This is a genomic window from Ensifer sp. Root558, from assembly GCF_001427045.1.
Lineage (GTDB): Bacteria > Pseudomonadota > Alphaproteobacteria > Rhizobiales > Rhizobiaceae > Ensifer > Ensifer adhaerens.
Window position 1 is genome coordinate 20,140 of record NZ_LMGC01000021.1, and the last position, 20,296, is coordinate 40,435.

Consider the following 20,296-nt stretch of genomic DNA (forward strand, 5'->3'; position numbering starts at 1 on the left):
CATGAGACACAACATCTGGATACTGCCATTCCGAACGCAAGGAGCAGCCTATGGCTACTGTAAAGGTCGATACGTCCAATTTTCAGCAGGAAGTGCTGAACTCCGCCGAGCCGGTGGTTGTCGATTTCTGGGCTGAATGGTGCGGCCCGTGCAAGATGATCGCCCCGAGCCTCGAGGAAATCTCGAACGAACTCGCCGGCAAGGTCAAGGTTGCCAAGCTCAACATCGACGAAAACCCGGAACTGGCCGCCCAGTACGGCGTTCGCTCGATCCCGACGCTCGCCATGTTCAAGGCCGGCGAAGTGGCTGACATCAAGGTTGGCGCCGCCCCGAAGACGGCCCTGTCCTCGTGGATCTCCACGGCGGTCGCTTAAAGCGAGTTCACTGCTGAAAACGTTGAAAGCCCGGCATGCCGGGCTTTTTTCTTGTCTTAAATCTGGAAGCGGGATGGCGGTCCCAGCTGCCGATCACTTCGGCGGCGTGCCGTTGTCGGCAAGCACATCGCCCACCAGATAGAGCGAGCCACCGATCAGGATGCGCGGCGGCGCCGGATCTTCGTCGACCAGATTGGCGATGACCGTCAGCGCCTCGGCAACGGACGAGACCGCCGAAGCCTCGAAGCCGACCGATGCGGCATCACTGGCCAGCGCCACAGGATCAAGCCCAGCATCGGAACCGCGGATCGGAACGGTGAAGACCTGCTCGGCGAGATCGAGGAAGGCGCGGAAGTAGCCGATCGGCTCCTTGGTGTTGATCATGCCGATGATCAGGAACAGGGGGCGCGATTCGCGCTCCTCGAAGGTCGCCATTGCCTCGGCGATCACCTGACCGGCGCCGGGATTGTGGCCGCCGTCGACCCAGATCTCCGCGCCATTGGGCCCGTAATGCGTGAGCTTACCGCTGGTCAGGCGCTGCAGGCGTCCGGGCCATTCGACGCCCGCGAGGCCCCTCTCGATCGCCGCTTCGGAAACATCGAAACCGGCGGCCCGCACCGCGCGGATGGCGGCTGCGGCATTGGCATACTGGTGGCGCCCCGGCAGCTTCGGCAGCGGCAGATCGGCGAGCCCGCCTTCGTCCTGATAGACGAGGCGACCGAACTCCTCATGCGCCATGAAATCCTGGCCATAGACAAACATCGGGCAACCGAGGCGTTCCGCCGTCGAGACGAGCACGTCACGGGCGGCCTCTTCCTCCTGCTGGCCGATTACCACGGGGCAGCCACGCTTCATGATGCCGGCCTTTTCGGCGGCTATCAGCTCCACCCGATCACCGAGATAGGCCTGATGGTCGAGCGAGATCGGCATGACGACCGAGACGGCCGGCCGGGCAATAACGTTGGTCGCGTCGAAGCGGCCGCCGAGACCAACCTCGATGATCGCCACGTCGGCCGGGTGCTCGGCAAAGAGCAGGAAGGTGACGGCGGTCAGGATCTCGAAGACGGTGATCTTCTCGCCGCCATTGGCTTCGGCGACGCGACGCACGGCATCGGCGAGAACGGGATCGCTGACGAGCCTGCCCTTGCCACCCTTGACGCCCAGGCGATAGCGCTCGTGCCAGTTGACGAGATGCGGCGACGTGTGGACGTGAACGCTGAGGCCGGCTGCTTCGAGGATCGCCCGCGAAAACGCGGTCGCCGAGCCCTTGCCGTTGGTACCGGCGACATGGATCACCGGCGGAAGACGATCCTGGGGATTGCCGAGGGCGGCGAGAAGCCGGGTGATCCTGTCCAGCGACAGGTCGAAGCCCTTGGGGTGAAGGGCGAGAAGTTTTTCGATCTCGTAGCCCGCTTCGCTGGCTTCCACCGCTGCCATCTCTTAACCCCGCCCCGACACGCTCGGCTGCTACAGCGCGCGCCTTATAGGCCGTCTACCGATCGCTGTAACGCCTTGAGTTGCAGCATCCCCACACACAAGAAATCGCGGAGATGCATTATTTTGTTCTACGCAGTTCGACCAGCCCAGCGCTTATTCAAGCGCTGGCAGCGACCGGCAAGGCGGCCGGCTGCGTGCCGCCGTTGAGCTTCGAGGCTTCCGCCGGCTTCTTCATCAGGATTTTCAGGACCCGGGCGAGCGTCGACGGCAGATCATGGCGCTTGACGACCATGTCGACCATGCCGTGCTCCAGCAGGTATTCCGACGTCTGGAAACCTTCCGGCAGTTTCTCGCGCAGCGTCTGCTCGATCACGCGCTTCCCGGCAAAGCCGATTTCCGCGCCGGGCTCGGCCATGTGAATGTCGCCGAGCATCGCGTAGGATGCGGTGACGCCACCGGTGGTCGGGTTGGTGAGTACGACGATATAGGGGAGGCCGGCTTCCTTCAGCATGTTGACGGCAACCGTGGTGCGCGGCAGCTGCATCAGCGACAGGATGCCTTCCTGCATGCGGGCGCCGCCCGAAGCCGGGAAGATGACCAGCGGGCACTTCTCGGCGATCGCCCGTTCGAAGGCCTTGATGATCGCCTCGCCGGCAGCCATGCCGAGCGAGCCGCCAATGAAGTTGAACTCGTGCACGACGGCGACGAGTTTGACGCCCTGGACGCGGCCGAGACCGGCGACGATCGTGTCTTCGAGTTCAGTCTTGGCGCGGCTGTCGCGCAGACGATCGACGTATTTCTTGGAATCGCGGAACTTCAGCGGGTCCTGAGCAACCTTCGGCTGCGGAAACGCTTCAAAGATGCCGCCGTCGAACAGGTCCTTCAACCGCGCCTTGGCCGGCATCTTCATGTGGAAGCCGGACTGCGGGATGACCCACTTGTTTTCCTCGAGATCGCGATGGAACACCATCTCGCCGGTTTCCGGGCACTTGATCCAGAGATTTTCCGGAACTTCCCGGCGGCCCAGCATCGAGTTGATCTTCGGCCGAACGTAGTTTGTGATCCAGTTCACTTAGTAACTCCTGAAGATTTCCTTCGGGTTGTGCGCGCTAATATAGGCAATTATTCGGCTGCTGCGAGACGTGCGGACCGCACGCCTGCCGAGAGCCCTCTCACCAGCGCTTCGACACCCGGAACCGTCGCATCGGTCGCCTTGCCCTCTTCGGTCAGGCTCGACGCGATCTGGTTGACGATCGCCGTACCGACGACCACGCCATCGGCAGATGCTCCGATGGCCCTTGCATGTTCCGCCGTCTTGACGCCGAAACCGACGCAAACGGGCAGATTGGTGTGTGCCTTGATACGCCCGACGGCGCCGGCGATCAACGACGGATCGGGCAGAGCCGAACCGGTGATGCCGTTCATCGACACGTAATAGACGAAACCGGAGGTGTTTTCGAGGACCTTCGGCAGGCGACGGTCGTCCGTGGTCGGCGTCGCCAGGCGAATGAAGTTGATGCCCTTCTCCAGCGCCGGGATGCAGAGTTCGTCGTCCATCTCCGGCGGCAGGTCGACGACGATCAGGCCGTCAATGCCGGCGGCCAGCGCATCCGTCAGGAAGCGGTCGACGCCGTAGATATAGATCGGGTTGTAATAGCCCATCAGCACGATCGGCGTGCGCTGGTCGTCCTCACGGAAACGGCGGGCGATCTCAAGCGTCTTTGCGAGCGTCTGTCCGCTTTTCAGCGAGCGTTGACCGGCCAGCTGGATCGCCGGGCCGTCGGCCATCGGGTCTGAGAAAGGCATGCCGAGTTCGATGACGTCGGCGCCGGCCTTCGGCAGCGCCTTCATGATTGAGACCGACGTCTCGAAATCCGGATCGCCGCCCATGAAATAGGTGACGAGGACCGGACGTCCTTCGGCCGCAACATCGGCAAATCGCTTGTCCATGCGTGCGGTCATGATCTTACTGCCCCATTCCCAGTAACTTGCCGACGGTGAAGATGTCCTTGTCGCCGCGGCCGGAGAGGTTCATCAGGATGATCTCGTCCTTGCCCATTTTTGGCGCGCGCTTGATGACTTCGGCAAGCGCATGCGACGGCTCGAGCGCCGGAATGATGCCTTCGAGACGGGTCAGCGTCTGGAACGCCTCAAGCGCTTCGTGGTCCATGATCGGCACGTATTCGACGCGACCGACATCGTTCAGCCAGGCGTGCTCCGGGCCGATGCCGGGATAGTCGAGACCGGCCGAAATCGAATGCCCTTCCTTGATCTGGCCGTCGCCGTCCTGCAGCAGATAGGTGCGGTTGCCATGCAGCACGCCGGGCGAACCGGCTGTGATCGAGGCGCAATGCTCGTCGCCTTCGATGCCCTTGCCGCCGGCTTCGACGCCGACGATCTTGACGCTCTCGTCATCGAGGAACGGATGGAAGATGCCGATTGCGTTGGAGCCACCGCCAACGGCGGCAATGACGAGATCCGGCAGCCGGCCTTCGGCGGCGAGCATCTGCTCCTTGGCTTCCTGGCCGATCACCGCCTGGAAATCGCGGACCATCTCCGGATAGGGATGCGGGCCGGCAGCCGTGCCGATCAGGTAGTAGGTGTTGTCGACATTGGTGACCCAGTCACGCAGCGCCTCGTTCATGGCGTCCTTGAGCGTGCCGCTGCCGGCCGTCACCGGCTTTACCTCGGCACCCAAGAGCTTCATGCGGAAGACGTTCGGCGCCTGGCGCTCGACGTCGGTCGCGCCCATGTAGACGACGCAGGGCAGGCCGAAGCGGGCAGCGACGGTTGCCGAAGCCACGCCATGCTGGCCGGCACCGGTCTCAGCGATGATGCGCGTCTTGCCCATGCGCTTGGCAAGCAGGATCTGGCCAATGCAGTTGTTGATCTTGTGCGAGCCGGTGTGGTTCAGCTCTTCGCGCTTGAAGTAGATCTTGGCACCGCCAAGCTCCGCCGTCAGCCGTTCAGCAAAATAGAGCGGGCTCGGGCGGCCGATATAATGCGCGCCGAGATGCTCCAGCTCCGCCTTGAAGGCCGGATCGTTCTTCGCGTTGTCCCACTCGTTCTGGAGATCGAGGATCAGCGGCATCAGGGTTTCGGCCACGAAGCGGCCACCGAAGATACCGAAACGGCCGTCCTCGTCCGGGCCACCCCGGAAGGAATTCAACTTTGGCGCCTGGTTCACGTCCTGCTCCCTGACCGTGGCATGCCCGCCTCCGCCTGGCGAACGGCATTGAAAAACGATTCCATGAGCTTCAGATCCTTGACGCCCGGCGCGCTCTCGACGCCGGAGGAGATATCGATGGCACGCGCGCTGGTCTGCGCCATGGCCTCGCCAATGTTGTCGGCGTTAAGACCACCGGAAAGCATGTAATCGACGCTTCCGTCAAGCGCATCGAGCAGCTTCCAGTCAAAGGAAACGCCGTTGCCACCGGGCAAATCGGACCCTTTTGGCGGCTTGGCATCGAAGAGGAAGCGATCGGCAATGCCGATATAGGCATCGATCTTTTCAAGGTCAGATGCTTCGCGCACCGAAAGGGCCTTCATGACAGGAAGGCCATACATCGCCTTGACCGTCAGCAGTCGCTCCGCGTCCTCGCTGCCGTGAAGCTGCAGGATATCCGGATTGAGGGCCGAGACGATCTCGTCAAGCTCGTCATTGTCGGCATTCACCGTGACGGCGACGATCTTCGCCTGGCCGCGAATCCTGTCGGCGATGCGGCCGGCATCGTCGGGCTCGATGTTCCTGGGGCTCTTCGGGAAAAAGATGAAGCCGACATGGGATGCGCCGAGCGCGACAGCACGCTCGGCCGCTTCCGCGGTCTTCAGCCCGCATATCTTCACTTGGGTTTTCATGAGAAGCGACCTTGCATGAAATGCCGCGCGAGTCGAGCCAAAAACCGACGCAAAAGCGGTCACTCAGCGCCCCCGCACCCGTCCTTTGGCGGGTGCGCGCCCCTTGCGCGGCAGGCGCGCTTTCACCATATGCATTTTACCACAACGGAGAGACTGATGCGCCTGTTGCTCGCGCTTATCCTGCCCTGGCTGCAGTTTTTTACCATCGGCCGCCCCTTTGCTGGCCTCATTTGCCTGATCCTGCAGTTGACCCTGATCGGCTGGGTTCCGGCGGCGATCTGGTCGGTCTATGCGCTCAGCCAATACAAGACCGACGAGAAGATCCGCGAAGCGCTGCGCCACCGCGCATAACGCGCCGCTCATCGCCCTGTAAGATTCAATCGAAGTCGATCGCGTGAAGCATCGTGCCGTTGCGGCGGAGCCATCGCTTGGCATCGTCCGTATCCGGACACAGCCTCCCGCACAGCGCCCAGAAGTCGGGCCCGTGATTCATTTCCTGCAAGTGTGCCACTTCATGCGCAGCGAGATAGGCGATGACCTTTGGCGGCGCCATGACAATGCGCCAGGAAAAACTCAGCGCCCCGTCGGCTGAGCATGATCCCCAGCGGCTGCGCGTGTCCTTGAGCGAAAGCGACTTTGCCCTCCGGCCGATACGGCCGGTATAGATCGCCACCAACCGGTCGAGATCCTGGCGCGCTTCCTTCTTCAGGAAATCGACGATGCGCCGTGTGAGATGTTCCTCGCCACCGCTGACGCGCAGCACCGGTTCGTCATCGATCACGATCGCTTCCGTGAGCCCACGGATCTTGCCGGTGCGCTCGATGCGGTGGGCAACGCCGCGGATGAGGATGGAACCGCCCTCCTCGATCTGGCTTTCGCCGGAGAAGCGGGCGAGCTTGGTCATCAGCCAGCCCTGGTGTCGTGTCAGGAAGGCATTCACCTCGCGCTCGGGGAGGCCCTGCGGCACCGTCATCTTCAGGGCCCGCCCGCCTGGCTCGATGCGCAGCGTCATGCGCGTCGCGCGCGCGTTTTGCTTGATCGTCAGCGGCAGGGACTTGCCGGCGACCTCGATCTGCCGCGTTGTTGCGGGTGGTGCAGGTTGAATGCGCCGCTTGAAGGAAGGGAACATGCAGGCTTTCTAACCGATTCGCGGGGCTTTCGCCTACTGTTCGCTGGTTGGATGCGTGCCGAGAGTGATCCGGCGTTTCATGTGAAACGCCGGAAGCGGTTTCGTCAGGTTAATGGGCTTCGACAATCGGACCCGAGCCACCATTCTTGCGATCGCGCATGAAGCGGTCGAACTCTTCCTGGTCCTTGGCGCGGCGAAGCTCGCGCACGTAGGTGTCGAATTCTTCGCGCATCTCGTCGAGCTTGCGGCGCTCCTCTTCGAGGCGAGCCAGTTCAGCTTCGCGCCAGTCGTCGAAAGCGACGTTGCCGGTACGATGCGTCCAGTTGGAACGGCGGCCGCCGCGCTTGAAAGCCGAGCACATGCCATCCACCGTATCGTTTGCGTCTTTCTTGAACGTCTTGAGCTTTTCGCCAAAGAGAATGTACGCGAGCATGGCCAGGCCGAGCGGCCAGAAGACCACAAAGCCAAGCACCATCAGGGCGATGGTCGCGGGCGTCCAATCCGGACGGATCATTGCAGATTGGTTCATCTTCAGGATTCCTCGCAATCATCCGGGCCGCCCATGCGACCCGATGAAAACGATGTGGGAAGGCGCCCTTGGCTCTGCAAGACGCCTCCCTCCGGAATCCGACAAACCCTTGACTCTACGCGGTCAAAACGACCCAAGAGCCGGGATCAGGCCGACTTTCCGCCCTTGATCAGTTGCTTTACCGGTTTTGCGTGGCGCGCATGCTCGCGGTGGAACGCGACGATGCGCGGCGCGATTTCGCGGCGGAAGCGAGAGCCGTTGAAGACGCCGTAGTGACCGACATCCGGCTGCATGTAGTGCATACGCATATGATCCGGGATGTTGGTGCAGATGGTCTGCGCCGCCTTCGTCTGGCCAACGCCCGAGATATCGTCGTTCTCGCCTTCGACCGTCAAGAGCGCGACCTTCTTGATCGCGGTCGTGTCGACGCGCTTGCCGCGATGCATCATCTCGCCCTTCGGCAGCGCGTGCTGCATGAACACCACCTGCACGGTCTGCAGGTAGAATTCGGCCGTCAGGTCCATGACCGCGAGATATTCATCATAGAAGTCACGGTGCTTCTCGGCGGCATCGCCGTCGTTTTTCACCAGATGGGCGAAGAACTCCTTGTGGGCGATCAGGTGCCGGTCGAGATTCATCGACATGAAGCCGGAGAGCTGCAGGAAGCCCGGATAGACCATGCGCATGAAACCCGGCTGCGGCCACGGCACCGGCATGATGACATTGTCACGGAACCATTCGATCGAACGTTCTTCCGCCAGCTGGTTGACGCCGGTCGGGTTGATGCGGGTGTCGATCGGGCCGCCCATCAGCGTCATCGTCGCCGGCGACAGCGGATCGTCGGCAGCTTCCATCAGCGCGACGGCGGCGAGCACCGGCACCGCGGGCTGACAGACGCCGATCACATGCGTGTCGGGCCCGAGGAAATGCAGCATCTGGATGACGTAGTCGATGTAATCATCGAGATCGAAGGTGCCTTCGCTGAGCGGCACCATGCGGGCATCGATCCAGTCGGTGATGTAGATATCGGAATGCGGAAGCAGCGCCTCGACCGTGCCGCGCAACAGCGTCGCATAGTGGCCGGACATCGGCGCGACGATGAGCACCTTCGGATCGGGCGCGCGGCCCTTGGGAAGCGCACGCTCGAAATGAATGAGGTTGCAGAATGGCGCCCGCCAGACGATGCGTTCGTAGATCGAAACCGATTGACCATCGACCACAGTCTCGGGAAGACCGAACTCCGGCTTGCCATAACGGCGGGTGGAGCGCTCGAACACTTCGAGACCGGCGGCGGCGGCGCGACCGAAATAGGTGTGCGAGACGGGGTTCATCGGATTGCTGAACGCGAGCCGCATGGCGTCGGCTGCCGTGCGCCACGGCGCCATCATTGCGTGGTTCAGTTCATAGAGCTGGTAGAACATGGGAAGCGTACCCCTTGGTTCAATCAACGACAACGCCGCTCCCGGTCGGACGCAAGCTTGAGATTGTTTGTCTTGGTGTCCGCAATCGCTGCCAGACTACCATTTTTCTTGTGCAGTGCAACAAATATACCCGTCTCGCCTCGATACAAGGCCTGAAGCTAGAATGAATCTGGATTCCTGACGATTTGCAAACGAGCTTGCTCGAAACTGGCCGTTTTCCGCTGTTTTCGTGCATTGAGGCACGCTGCCTGACGTTTTCAGGAAAACCTGGAGCCTCGCCGCAGGAAAATATGGGTACGCTCCCCTGTGGCGATGCAGCAAAGCCGCCATCACTCAGGTGGCCGCCACTTGGATGACTGCCTTCACCAGACCCGTCTTTTCCTCCGCCCATCGCGGCAGATCGGCAACCGCGCCATCGAGCGTGGTGCGGTGGGTGATCAGCGCGTCGATAGGCACAAGGCCGGACGCGATCGACGCGACGACGTGGTCGAAATCCTGCCGGGTCGCGTTGCGGCTGCCGATCAAGGTCATCTCGCGCTTGTGGAACTCCGGATCGGAGAAGCGGATCTCGTCCTTGACGACACTGACGAAGACCAGGGTACCGCCATGGGCGACGTGGGCGAAGGCCGCCTGCATCGAACCACCGTGCCCGGTGGCGTCGAAGACGACATCGAAACCGTCGCCATCCGTCGCAGCGGCAATGCGCGCCGCCGCATCAACATCCACGACGATGCCCTTGGCAAAGCCGAGCTTGCGAGCGGCAAAGTCCAGCCGCTCGGTACTGGTGTCGGCGAGCACCACGTCATGGCCGGCGATGCGAGAGAAGATCGCCGTGCCGAGTCCGATTGGCCCGGCACCGATAACCAGCGCCCGTGACCCGGCATCCGTCGATGCCCGGCGGACCGCGTGGGCACCGATCGCCAGGAACTCAACGGTGGCGGCCGCCTCCGGCGACAGACCCTCCGCCGGATAAAGATTACCCTCCGGCACGACGATCTCCTCGCAAAACGCACCGTCGGTATGGACGCCGAGAACCTTGATGGCCGTGCAGCAGTTCGGTTTGCCCTTTCGGCAGGCAATACAAGCGCCACAGGAGAGATAGGGGTTGACCACGACCGGCGTGCCGGGCGCTATCGTCGTCCCTCGCCCGCCAGAAATCACCGTTGCCGAGATCTCGTGGCCCATGACCCGCGGATATTCGAGGAACGGATGTTTGCCGGCGAAGATATGGTAGTCCGTGCCGCAGATGCCGACATGGCTGACGGCAAGGCGGACCCAACCGTCCGGCACGGTTTCGATTGGTGTGCGATCGACGACCTCCAGCCGACCGGGTTGTGGGCAGAGCACGGCTTTCATGGCAATTCTCTCGAGTACGGCAGCGCCTAGCGGGCGCTGCGGCGACGCAATTGGTCGAAATAGACGATGACGATGATCAGCGCGCCGGTGATGATGCGCTGCCAGAACGAGTTGACGTTCAATAGGTTGGCGCCGTTGTTGATCGTTGCGAGGATGAAGGCGCCGAGCAGCGGCCCGTGCACCGAGCCGACGGCCCCAAAGAGGCTGGTGCCGCCGATGACCGACGAAGCGATCGCCTGCAGTTCCCAACCCTCGGCCTGGGTGGCGTTGCCGATGCCGATGCGCGAGGCAAGCAGCAGGCCAACGAAGGCGGCGCAGGTCGACGACAGGATGTAGGCCAGATAGATCGTGCGGTGGACGTTGACGCCGGAGAGACGGGCGGCCTCACTGTTGGAGCCGACGGCGAAGAGATAGCGGCCGAAGCGGCTCAAATGCAGGAAGACATAGGCCGGGATCGCCACCACGATCACCATCCAGAACAGGCTGGGAACGCCCAGGAAATCCGCCCGCGAAAAATTGGTGAAGGCCTCATTGGTGATCGAAATGGTCGAGCCATTGGTGATCAAGAGGCCGATACCGCGGAGCGAGGTCAGGGTCGCCAGCGTGATGATGAAGGGCGGCAGGCCCATGCGCACGATGCCGAAGGCGTGGAACGCGCCGATCAGGACACCGAAGGCGAGCGTCAGGATGATGGCGATCCAGAGCGGCACGCCGGCGGCCAGCAGCCAGGCGACGATAACGCTGGTGAAGCCGACCACGGCACCGACCGAAAGGTCGATGCCGGCGGTAATGATGACGAAGGTCTGGCCAACCGCAAGGATCGCCGTCATCGCCCCCTGGCGCAGCAGGTTGCTGATGTTGTTGGGCGTCCAGAAACTGTTGGTCGCGAAGCCCAACAGCAGCCAGAGGAACAGAAGCAACCCCAGGAGGGTAAGGCCGAACAGAATGCTCACGCCCTTGCGTGGTGCCGCGCTGGCGCCGCTCTCCACCGTTTCCGCACTCATCGTCTTCCTCCCTGCATCCTCAAGTTTGTTTTTATCGGTTCAAACGCCAATTGCCTGCGTCAGCACTTCCTCATGGCTCGCGGCGCGATAGTCGTGGCTGGCGACCAGCCGCCCGCGCCGGAACACGTGCAGCCGGTCCGCCAGTTCGTAGACCTCGGGCAGATAGGACGAGATCAGGATGATGCCCGCCCCGTTCTCCAGAAGCCGTGCGAACAGCCGATAGATTTCCGCCTTGGTTCCGACATCGACGCCGACCGTCGGCTCGTCGAAGATGAAAAGCTTGGCGCCGTGGCTCAGCCACTTGCCGATTACGATCTTCTGCTGGTTGCCGCCGGACATGGCGGAGGCCAGCACCCGGCGTGACGGCGTCTTGATCTTCAGGTCGCGAATCTGGCGGTCGGCGTTTTCCCGTTCCTGCTGGCCATTGATCGTCAGACCGCGTGTCAGCCGGTTGAAAACCGGCAGATTGATGTTGAGGCCGATCGGCAGGTTGAGGCAGAGGCCCTGGTCGCGCCGGCTTTCCGGCGCAAGCGCAATGCCGAGGTCCATGGCCTTACGCTCGCTGGCGATCTCAACCTTGCGGCCCTGCCAGTAGATCTCTCCAGCCGTTGGTCGGTGCCGGCCATAGAGGCCGAGCGCAAACTCGCTGCGTCCCGCGCCGATCAGCCCATAGAGGCCGACGATCTCGCCGGCGCGCACCGTCAGCGATACATCCTGGAAACCGGGACCGCTCAAGTTGCGCGTCTCGACGATCATCTCGCCGGGCGGAAAATGCTCCTTGTGATAGATCTGCTCGATCGTGCGGTTGATCATCAGCGCGATCAGTTCCGCCTCATTGGTCTCGCCGATCTTGCGGGTGCCGACATGGGTGCCGTCACGCAGCACCGAGACACGGTCGGCAAGCTCGAACACTTCCTCCATGCGATGGCTGATATAGACGATCGTCACGCCTTCGGCCTGCAGCCTTCGGATCAACCGGAAGAGCTGTGCCGATTCCTGGCGGGTGAGATAGGCGGTCGGCTCATCGAAGATCAGAAACTGCGTGCCGCGCATGGCCGCGCGTGCCGTGGCGACAAGCTGCTGCTGGCCGATCGTCAGGCTACCAAGCACGGCACCGGCCGGCAGGTTAAAGCCGAGATCATCCAGCACGCTTTGTGCCGCATCGGTCATGGCGCGCTTGCGCATCAGGCCGTTGCGATTGATCTCGTCGCCGAGAAACATATTGGCCGCGACCGACAGGTGCGCGCAAAGTACGACCTCCTGGTGCACGGCATTGATACCGCGCTCAATCGCCTCCTGCGGCGTGCCAAGCTGAACGGGTTTTCCGCACCAGAAGATTTCACCGGACGTGCGCTTGATGACGCCGGTCAGAAGCTTGATCAGCGTCGACTTGCCGGCCCCGTTCTCACCGACGATCGCGTGAACTTCACCGGAAAGAAAGGTCAGCGACGCCGGCTTCAAGGCTTCGACGGCGCCATACTTCTTCTGCAGGGCGCGCAGCTCCAGGATAGGCTCGCCTTTCGGAACCGGATGGCGTGTCGCCACATGCAGTCCTTCGGTCCTCCCGTCGCGTGCCTCTTGCAAATCGGTCATCTGCGCATTCCTCCCATCGCAGAGATCGCTTGCGGCCGGTCCTCGTTCCGGCCGCAAGCGGGTGCGGCGGGCTCAACGCCCACCGCAGCCGTCGTCACTTGACCTTCGGGTTCAAGAGAGCGTCGATCTTCGGCTCGGCCATGTTGGCCTTGGTCACCAGATTGGCGCCGGTATCGACATTCGCCTCGACCTTCTCCTTCTTCGAGACCGCGAGCGCCGTCTTCACGCCATCATAACCCATGCGATAGGGATCCTGAACGACGAGACCGGCCAGAACGCCTTCCTTGAGGAAGCCGACCGTCTTGTCGTCGCTGTCGAAGCCGATCACCTTGATCTTGTCGCCGAGCTTGTTTTCGGCAATTGCCTGGCCGACACCCTGCGCCATGATCAGGTTGGACGCGAAGACGCCGACAAGGTTGGGATTGGCGGTGATCAGGTCGGTCATGATGTTGAGGCCGGTGGTCGCCTGGCCGTCGGCATATTTGTCGACGACGACCTTGAAGCCCGGATACTTGGTCTTGACCTGATCGAGGAAGCCTTCGCGGCGCTGGTCGAGCGAGCCGACGCCCGGAAGGCTGGTGATGATGGCGATCTCACCCTCTTCCTTGCCGCTCATTTCCTTGACCGCCGCAGCGAGACCATCGGCAGCGATGCGGCCGCCCTGGACGTTGTCGGTGGTGAGGAACGACGAGAAGGCCTTGGAGTCGGCACCGGAGTCGATGCCGATGATCGGAACGGCCTTTGCCGCCTCATCGATCGGCTTGCCGAGCGCCTTGAATTCCGTCGGCGAAATGACGACGGCAGCCGGCGCGCCCGCAACCGCGTTCTCGAGAATGCTGATCTGGCCGTTGATATCGGATTCGGATTGAGCGCCGAGCTCCGGCACGTTGACGCCGAGATCCTTGCCGGCGGCGCGGGCGCCAGCGAGCACGATCTGCCAGTAGAAGGACGTGGTATCCTTGACGATGATCGGGATCGTCACGTCCTGTGCGAAGGAGGCGACCGGCGACATGCCGGCGATCATCGCGGCGCCGGCCAGGGCGGTAAAGGCGCGACGGGTAAGGCTGCTTTTCAGAATGCTCATCCCAGGTTTCTCCTCTTGGTGCACCGTGTTCCACTTCTTGGAGGTCGATCGCAGGTGCTGGCTTATCGACCTTTTATCGATAAAAAACATATTGGAATGCTAATACGACAATCCCGGCTTGGCAAGCTGCCGGAACAGCATTTCAGACGGCGCTTTAGTGCCGTCCGTTAAACCCGAACCGGCTCGTCCCCGAGCTCCGGTGCGACCAGTGTGAACGGCTCGAAGGCGGCGAAATCGGCGGCGGAAAACCGGTGCTCGACGAGCGCCATGTTGCGCGCCAGGCTCTGCGGCTTGGCGGTGCCGAGCAGCACCGAGGCGACCTGCGGACTGGCGAGCGGAAACTGCATGGCGGGTGCGGCAAGCGGCACGTTCATGCCGCGGGCGACCGCGTCCATGGCACCGACCTTTTGCCGGATATCTTCCGTTGCCGGCATGTAGTCGAAATGCGCGCCTTCGACCGGTCCCGTCGCCAGGATGCCCGAATTGAAGACCCCGCCGACGACGAGCGAAGTCTGCTTCTTCTCGCAGAGCGGCAGCAGTTCGGCGACAGCCGACCGGTCGAGCAAGGTGTAACGCCCGGCCAGCAGGATGCAGTCGAGATCGGCCTGGCGCAGGACGTCGAGACAGACCGGCACTTCGTTGACGCCAAGACCATAGGCCGCAATCGTTCCCGAGGATTTCAGCCCCTCCAACGCCTTGAGGCCGCCCTCCATCAACTGCCGTAAGTAGATCGCATTGCGGGCGGCGCCATGGGTATAGACGCCGATATCATGCACATAGAGGATATCGATGCGGTTGAGCCCGAGCCTGGCGTAGCTGAACTCGATGGAGCGCATGATGCCGTCATAGCTGTAGTCGTAGGTGACGTCGAAATTGAGCGGCTTCACATAGGAATAGTCCGGCACCTCGTCTTGCGGCACCGGATGCAGGAGACGGCCGACCTTGGTGGAGAGCACGAACTGGTCGCGCGGCTTATCGCGCAGGAAGTCGCCGACGCGGCGCTCGGCAAGGCCGAGGCCGTAGAAGGGCGCAACGTCGAAGTAGCGCATGCCCGACTGCCAGGCAGCGTCCAGGGTCGCCATCGCCGACTCGCGGGTGCATTCGCGGTAGAGGCCGCCAAGACCGGCGGCGCCGAAGCTAAACTCGGTCACCGATAGGTCGGTTCGACCGATCCGTCTCGTCTGCATTTCCCCGTTTCCTCCTCCAAGGCCTACGCAAATTAGAGCGTTGCGCCCAGATGCCAGGGCACGAACTCATTATCGCCGTAGCCGAAAAGCTCGCTCTTGGTCTTGCGGCCCGAAGCGGTCTCGATGATCAGGTCGAAGATCTCGCGGCCAAGCCCGGCAATGCTCGCCTCCCCCGAAGCGATCACGCCGCAATCGATATCCATGTCCTCTTCCATCGCCCGGTAGAGCGCCGTGTTGCTGGTAAGCTTGATCGACGGCGCGGGCCGACAGCCGAAACAGCTGCCGCGACCGGTGGTAAAGGCAATGACATTGGCGCCGCCGGCGACCTGGCCAGTGGCCGATACCGGGTCGTAGCCAGGTGTATCCATGAAGACGAGCCCGTGCTCGGTGACGCGTTCGGCATAACGGTAGACCGCGTTCAGCGGCGAGCGGCCGCCCTTGGCGACGGCGCCGAGCGATTTTTCGAGGATCGTGGTCAGGCCACCACGTTTGTTGCCCGGCGAAGGATTGTTGTCGAGCGAGGCGCCATGCATCGCCACATAGCTCTCCCACCAGGCAATCAGCCCATCAAGTTTCAGCGCCACTGCTTCGTTGACTGCACGGCTGCGCAACAGGTGCTCGGCGCCATAGATTTCCGAAGTCTCGGAGAGGATCGCCGTGCCGCCGGCCGCGGCAAGGATATCGACCGCAGCACCCAGCGCCGGATTTGCGGTGATGCCCGAAAGCCCATCTGAACCGCCACATTGCAAACCGACGATGATCTCGCTGACCGGGATCGCAATACGGCGTTCGTTCCCGACTTCGGCCGCGATTTCCTCGAGAATGCCCAGCGCCTTTTCAACGGATCGACGCGAGCCGCCGGCTTCCTGGATGTTGAAATGACGTTTCTCCGCGCCGGCGCCGCTCTGGCCATAGAGCGTCAACTGGTTGACCTCGCAGCCGAGGCCGACCATCAGAACGCCGCCGAAATTGACATGGCGGGCGTAGCCGGCGAGGGTTCGGTGCAGATTGGCCATGCCGTCGCCGGTCGAGGACATGCCACAGCCCTGATCGTGCACGATCGGCACGAAACCATCGATACCCTCATATCTCGGGAGAATGCGCCTGTTCGCCTCCTCGGCGATGGCGCGACAGACCGTGGTGGAACAGTTCACGCTGGCGACGACACCGATGTAGTTGCGCGTCGCTGCCCGGCCATCACCTCTTCGATAGCCCATGAAGGTGCGGGCCTTGTCGGCATCGCTTGCCGCTTCCGGCACCCCCTGTGGGCTGATCGCCAAGCGATCCTTGTCGAAGGCGAGGTTGTGGGAGTGCACGTGGTCGCCCGGCGCGATATCGGCGGTCGCCCGGCCGATCGCCTGGGCGTATTTCACGACCGGCTCGCCGGCGCGGATCGGGCGGATCGCGATCTTGTGGCCGGCATCGACTTTCGCTGCTGCATGAACATTGTTCGGCAGGGCGTCGCCAGCGGCAATCGCCAGCGTCGCCACGACGACATTGTCCTCCGGTGCGAGCAGGATGGTGGACGGCGCAGACACCCGGTTTCTCCCAAATGATTTTCGTTCTGTCTTTTATCTACAATAGACAGATAGCCGTCAATGGGTATTATAGCGAAAACATCGGCGGCAGGCCGAGACGCCCCGGAGCGACTTGGGAGGAACAGATGTGGATGACAGACGCAGACAAAACCGGAGCGACGGGATAGAGGAGCCTTCCGCGTAAGCGCAGAAAACTTCGAACGATCCGGACGTCGCCCATGGCAAAGCAGAACACCGTCTTCAAGGATGCCTATAACCGCTGCCTGAAGTTGCTGGCGGACACATCCTCGCTGCCCTCCGAGCCAGAACTCGGACAGATGCTCGGCGTCAGCCGGACGACGGTCCGCGCGATCCTCAGCCGCTTCGAGGAACTGCAGCTGATAGCCTGGGACAAGCGCAAAAAGAGCGTGCTGAGACAACCCCGGCCCGACGATTATTTTCCGACGGAAGAGACGGATTCACTCGCCGAGATCATCGAGCGCAGCTTCATGCGCCGGATTCTCGCCGGCGGCGCCGAGCCGGGCATGCAGATCAACGAGTTGGAACTGGCGCGCGACATTGGAACCGGCACGACCAGCGTACGTGAATTCCTGATCCGTTTCAGCCGCTTCGGCCTGATCGAGAAGCGGCCGAACAGCCATTGGATCCTCAAGGGTTTCACCCGCGAATTCGCGCTGGAGCTGACGGAAGTGCGCGAGATGTTCGAACTGCGCTCGGCCGCGCGCTTTGTCTCTTTGCCCGACAACCATCCGGCGTGGGATGAGCTTCGGGAGATCGAGGCTCTGCACCGGGACATCCTCGCCGACATCGACAATCGCTACCGGGAGTTCTCCGAGCTCGACGAGCAGTTTCACCTGCTGGTACACAAGGCATCGAGCAACCGGTTCATCGTCGATTTCTACGACATCATCGCGATCGTCTTCCACTATCACTACCAGTGGAACAAAACGAATGCCCGCCAGCGCAACGCCCGCGCGCTCGAAGAACACCTCGCCTATATCGAAGCACTGCGTTCGCACGACCCGGCCAAGGCGGAACAGGCCTGCCGGCGACACCTTCAGTCCGCTCGCGAAACCCTTCTCCAATCCATTCCATAGCCAGCTATCGGAGCCTATGCATGCCGACGCCGATCGTGCAATTCGGGACGAGCCGCTTTCTTCAGGCGCATGCCGATCTCTTCATCAGCGAAGCGTTGAAGAAGGGGGAAGCGCCCGGTCCGATCACCATCGTGCAAACGACAGGGTCGAGCGAACGGTCTGGGCGCCTTGCAGCCCTTGCCCGGCCGGAAGGCTTTCCCGTCATCATCCGTGGCATCCAGGAAGGCGAGACGATCGACGCGACGCAGCGAGTGACAAGCGTGGCGCGCGCGCTTTCGACCGCCCAAAACTGGAGCGAGATCCGGGCGATTATCGCCGAGGAAGCCGAAATCCTGATCTCCAACACCGGCGACACGGGTTACCAGGTCGGCGACAACGACCTGATAACCGACATTCCGCTTTCCTTTCCGGGTAAGCTGCTCCTGCTCTTGAAGGCGCGTTTCGACGCGGCCCGACGCCCGCTGACGATTCTTCCTTGCGAGCTCGTGTCGCGCAACGGCGACGTGTTGAAGGCGCTGATGCTGCGGCTCGCGGCGGAGCGGATGGGAAACATCGCCTTTATCGACTGGCTGGACAAGGATGTCGTCTGGGCCAACACGCTGGTCGACCGCATCGTCTCCGAGCCGCTCGAGCCTGCCGGTGCAATTGCCGAACCTTATGCGCTCTGGGCGATCGAAAACCAGTCCGGCCTGCGGCTCCCTTGCATCCATCCGTGCGTGAAGCTCGTGGATGACCTGACGCCTTACGAGAAGCTGAAGCTTCACATTCTCAATCTCGGCCACACGGTGCTCGCCGAGCTCTGGCTTAGGCAAGGTCGCGACCAGAACGGGACCGTTCGGAAAATCCTGGCCGACCCCGGCATTGCCGCGCACTTGGACAAAATCTACCAATCCGAAGTGATCCCCGCCTTTGCCGCAAAAGGCCTGGAGAGCGAAGCGGCAGACTACGTGACCGCGACGCTGGAACGCTTCAGAAACCCGTTCCTCAACCACCGCCTAGGCGATATCGCCAATCATCATCGCGAAAAGATCGAACGGCGGATCGTCGATTTGCTGCGCTGGAGCCCCGGCGTAGTCATGCCTGAGCTCCAGGCAATTTGCGATCAGTAGCCGGATTCCTGCTTTTTCGGAACCGACGTCGCCTCGCCGAGAAACTCCTGGCGTAATGCCGTCGTCGCGCGCACGAGCGAGGTGACATCCGTGCCGATCGCCATGAAATCGGCGCCCATCTCGCGATAGTCTCGCGCCTGTTCGAGATCGAGCGTCATGATGCCCCGCGCCTTGCCGGCCTTCTTGATGCGCTCAAACGCGTCGGCGATCGCCGCGCGCACCTCCGGATGACCCGGCTTGCCGAGGTAACCCATGTCGGCCGCCAGATCGGAGGGACCAATGAACAGGCCGTCAACGCCATCGAGCGCGGCAATCTCGTCGATGGCGGCAAGACCTGCGCGGCTCTCGATCTGCAGGATCAGGCAGATTTCGTCGCCGGCGGTCTGAAGATAGTCGCCGATGCGGCCGAACTCCGAGGCCCGCCCGAGGGCGGCGCCGACGCCGCGAATACCATGGGGCGGATAGCGGGTGGCGCGCACCAACTGCTGCGCCTGCGCCAGGCTCTCGACCATCGGGATCAGGAGGGTCTGCATGCCGGTATCGAGGATCTGTTTGATCAGCACGGTATCGCCCACCGGCAGGCGAACCATCGGGTGGCTCGCCGATGCGGAGACGGCACGAAACTGTGCGGACAGCAGCGGGATATCGTTCGGCGCATGTTCGCCGTCGATGAGCAGCCAGTCATAGCCGCTGCCGGACACCACTTCGGCCGCATAGGGGCTGGCTAGCGCCACCCAGAGCCCAAGCTGGAAGCGGTTTTCGCGCAGGGCTGCTTTGAAAGGGTTCTTCGGTGCCGGCATGGGTCGTCTCCTCCTGCTATGCGACGGGACGAGCGATGCCTCAATCCCGCAATCACGAGATTTCTACCGGCAAAGAAAAAAACCGGCCAGAACTTTCCGGCCGGTTTTTCAGATTGGGTACCGTATCTTACGCAACGCCGCCGAGGCAGACATATTTGATCTCGGTGAACTCCTCGATGCCGTAGCGCGAGCCCTCGCGGCCAAGTCCGGAAAGCTTGACGCCGCCGAACGGCGCTTCCGCCGTCGAGATCAGCCCGGTGTTGACGCCGACCATGCCGTATTCCAGCGCTTCGGCGACCCGGAACACCCGCGCCAGGTCCTTAGGACGCGAGACCGAACTCGGTGTCGTTGGCCTGCTCGACCACATCCGCCTCGTCGGTGAAGCGGAAGAGCGGGGCCACCGGCCCGAAGGTTTCTTCACGCGCAACGGCCATCGCCTGGGTGACGTCGGCCAGAACCGTCGCCTCATAGAAGGTGCCGCCGAGCGTGTGGCGCTTGCCGCCCTGGATGACGCGTGCGCCCTTCGACGTCGCATCGGCGATGTGCTCCTCGACCTTTTCCAGCGCCGCCTTGTCGATCAGCGGGCCAAGGATCACGCCTTCGTCGAGACCGTTGCCGATCTTCAGCTTGGCGACCGCCTTGGCGAGCTTGTCGGAGAAGGCATCATAGACCTTGTCCTGAACATAGATGCGGTTGGCGCACACGCAGGTCTGGCCGTTGTTGCGGAACTTGGCGATCAGCGCGCCTTCGACCGCGGCATCGAGATCGGCATCGTCGAAG

General features: G+C 62.4%; 19 protein-coding genes and 1 pseudogene. 4 read left to right on the top strand and 16 right to left on the bottom strand.

Annotated features, from left to right (window positions below):
• The first annotated feature begins 50 nt into the window (after positions 1–50).
• Positions 51–374 carry a thioredoxin gene (gene trxA / locus ASD63_RS19520; RefSeq protein ID WP_034801674.1) on the top strand — a complete coding sequence of 108 codons (324 nt, stop codon included), beginning with the start codon at positions 51–53 and terminating at the stop codon, positions 372–374.
• A gap of 93 nt (positions 375–467) precedes the next feature.
• Here trxA and ASD63_RS19525 read toward each other — a convergent pair whose 3' ends face one another.
• The 5 genes from ASD63_RS19525 to ASD63_RS19545 all read right to left on the bottom strand — a co-directional run bounded on the left by ASD63_RS19525 (position 468) and on the right by ASD63_RS19545 (position 5,669).
• Positions 468–1,811 carry a folylpolyglutamate synthase/dihydrofolate synthase family protein gene (locus ASD63_RS19525; protein ID WP_034801672.1) on the bottom strand — a complete coding sequence of 448 codons (1,344 nt, stop codon included), beginning with the start codon at positions 1,809–1,811 and terminating at the stop codon, positions 468–470.
• Between the two features lie 157 nt (positions 1,812–1,968).
• Positions 1,969–2,883, bottom strand: a complete 915-nt coding sequence (gene accD / locus ASD63_RS19530) for an acetyl-CoA carboxylase, carboxyltransferase subunit beta (protein ID WP_034801670.1) — start codon at positions 2,881–2,883, stop codon at positions 1,969–1,971.
• Between the two features lie 50 nt (positions 2,884–2,933).
• Positions 2,934–3,773: a tryptophan synthase subunit alpha gene (gene trpA / locus ASD63_RS19535; RefSeq protein WP_034801668.1), complete on the bottom strand. Its 840-nt coding sequence runs from the start codon at positions 3,771–3,773 to the stop codon at positions 2,934–2,936.
• A 4-nt stretch (positions 3,774–3,777) separates the two neighbouring features.
• Positions 3,778–4,998, bottom strand: coding sequence for a tryptophan synthase subunit beta (gene trpB, locus ASD63_RS19540; RefSeq protein ID WP_034801666.1), 1,221 nt, complete (start codon positions 4,996–4,998; stop codon positions 3,778–3,780).
• Positions 4,995–5,669 carry a phosphoribosylanthranilate isomerase gene (locus tag ASD63_RS19545; protein ID WP_034801664.1) on the bottom strand — a complete coding sequence of 225 codons (675 nt, stop codon included), beginning with the start codon at positions 5,667–5,669 and terminating at the stop codon, positions 4,995–4,997. The genes trpB and ASD63_RS19545 overlap by 4 nt, the downstream gene beginning before the upstream one ends.
• 156 nt (positions 5,670–5,825) lie before the next feature.
• On the opposite strand from ASD63_RS19545, the gene ASD63_RS19550 reads away from it, so the two are divergent.
• The gene (locus ASD63_RS19550) at positions 5,826–6,020 is read left to right on the top strand and encodes a YqaE/Pmp3 family membrane protein (protein ID WP_034801662.1); all 195 of its coding nucleotides are present in this window, start codon (positions 5,826–5,828) and stop codon (positions 6,018–6,020) included.
• Between the two features lie 25 nt (positions 6,021–6,045).
• On the opposite strand, the gene ASD63_RS19555 is transcribed toward ASD63_RS19550, so the two are convergent.
• The 9 genes from ASD63_RS19555 to ASD63_RS19595 form a co-directional block, all read right to left on the bottom strand.
• On the bottom strand, positions 6,046–6,798 hold the full coding sequence (locus tag ASD63_RS19555) for a M48 family metallopeptidase (protein WP_034801660.1): 753 nt from the start codon (positions 6,796–6,798) through the stop codon (positions 6,046–6,048).
• A gap of 109 nt (positions 6,799–6,907) precedes the next feature.
• Positions 6,908–7,327 (bottom strand): DUF2852 domain-containing protein, encoded by a 420-nt coding sequence (locus ASD63_RS19560; protein ID WP_034801651.1) that lies wholly within the window; start codon positions 7,325–7,327, stop codon positions 6,908–6,910.
• Between the two features lie 146 nt (positions 7,328–7,473).
• The gene (gene phaZ, locus ASD63_RS19565; protein WP_034801648.1) at positions 7,474–8,748 is read right to left on the bottom strand and encodes a polyhydroxyalkanoate depolymerase; all 1,275 of its coding nucleotides are present in this window, start codon (positions 8,746–8,748) and stop codon (positions 7,474–7,476) included.
• A 333-nt stretch (positions 8,749–9,081) separates the two neighbouring features.
• Positions 9,082–10,104 (bottom strand): zinc-binding alcohol dehydrogenase family protein, encoded by a 1,023-nt coding sequence (locus tag ASD63_RS19570; protein ID WP_060521537.1) that lies wholly within the window; start codon positions 10,102–10,104, stop codon positions 9,082–9,084.
• Between the two features lie 26 nt (positions 10,105–10,130).
• A complete protein-coding gene (locus ASD63_RS19575) occupies positions 10,131–11,108 on the bottom strand; it encodes an ABC transporter permease (RefSeq protein WP_034801644.1) in 978 nt (325 codons plus the stop codon).
• 39 nt (positions 11,109–11,147) lie between these two features.
• Complete coding sequence (locus ASD63_RS19580; RefSeq protein WP_034801642.1) at positions 11,148–12,701, bottom strand: sugar ABC transporter ATP-binding protein; 1,554 nt, start codon at positions 12,699–12,701, stop codon at positions 11,148–11,150.
• Positions 12,702–12,795: 94 nt separating this feature from the next.
• Positions 12,796–13,785: an ABC transporter substrate-binding protein gene (locus tag ASD63_RS19585; protein ID WP_034801640.1), complete on the bottom strand. Its 990-nt coding sequence runs from the start codon at positions 13,783–13,785 to the stop codon at positions 12,796–12,798.
• A 167-nt stretch (positions 13,786–13,952) separates the two neighbouring features.
• Positions 13,953–14,972 (bottom strand): aldo/keto reductase, encoded by a 1,020-nt coding sequence (locus tag ASD63_RS19590; RefSeq protein ID WP_034801638.1) that lies wholly within the window; start codon positions 14,970–14,972, stop codon positions 13,953–13,955.
• A gap of 32 nt (positions 14,973–15,004) precedes the next feature.
• On the bottom strand, positions 15,005–16,510 hold the full coding sequence (locus ASD63_RS19595; RefSeq protein ID WP_034801636.1) for an altronate dehydratase family protein: 1,506 nt from the start codon (positions 16,508–16,510) through the stop codon (positions 15,005–15,007).
• A gap of 218 nt (positions 16,511–16,728) precedes the next feature.
• Between ASD63_RS19595 and ASD63_RS19600 the strand changes: the two genes are divergently transcribed.
• Both ASD63_RS19600 and ASD63_RS19605 read left to right on the top strand, forming a co-directional pair.
• Complete coding sequence (locus ASD63_RS19600) at positions 16,729–17,607, top strand: GntR family transcriptional regulator (protein ID WP_034801634.1); 879 nt, start codon at positions 16,729–16,731, stop codon at positions 17,605–17,607.
• A gap of 20 nt (positions 17,608–17,627) precedes the next feature.
• The gene (locus ASD63_RS19605; protein WP_034801632.1) at positions 17,628–18,716 is read left to right on the top strand and encodes a D-mannonate oxidoreductase; all 1,089 of its coding nucleotides are present in this window, start codon (positions 17,628–17,630) and stop codon (positions 18,714–18,716) included.
• On the opposite strand, the gene ASD63_RS19610 is transcribed toward ASD63_RS19605, so the two are convergent.
• Positions 18,710–19,516 (bottom strand): HpcH/HpaI aldolase/citrate lyase family protein, encoded by an 807-nt coding sequence (locus ASD63_RS19610; protein WP_034801630.1) that lies wholly within the window; start codon positions 19,514–19,516, stop codon positions 18,710–18,712. The genes ASD63_RS19605 and ASD63_RS19610 overlap by 7 nt on opposite strands.
• A 127-nt stretch (positions 19,517–19,643) precedes the next feature.
• Positions 19,644–20,296: pseudogene (locus ASD63_RS19615) on the bottom strand (aldehyde dehydrogenase family protein); the annotation flags it as partial.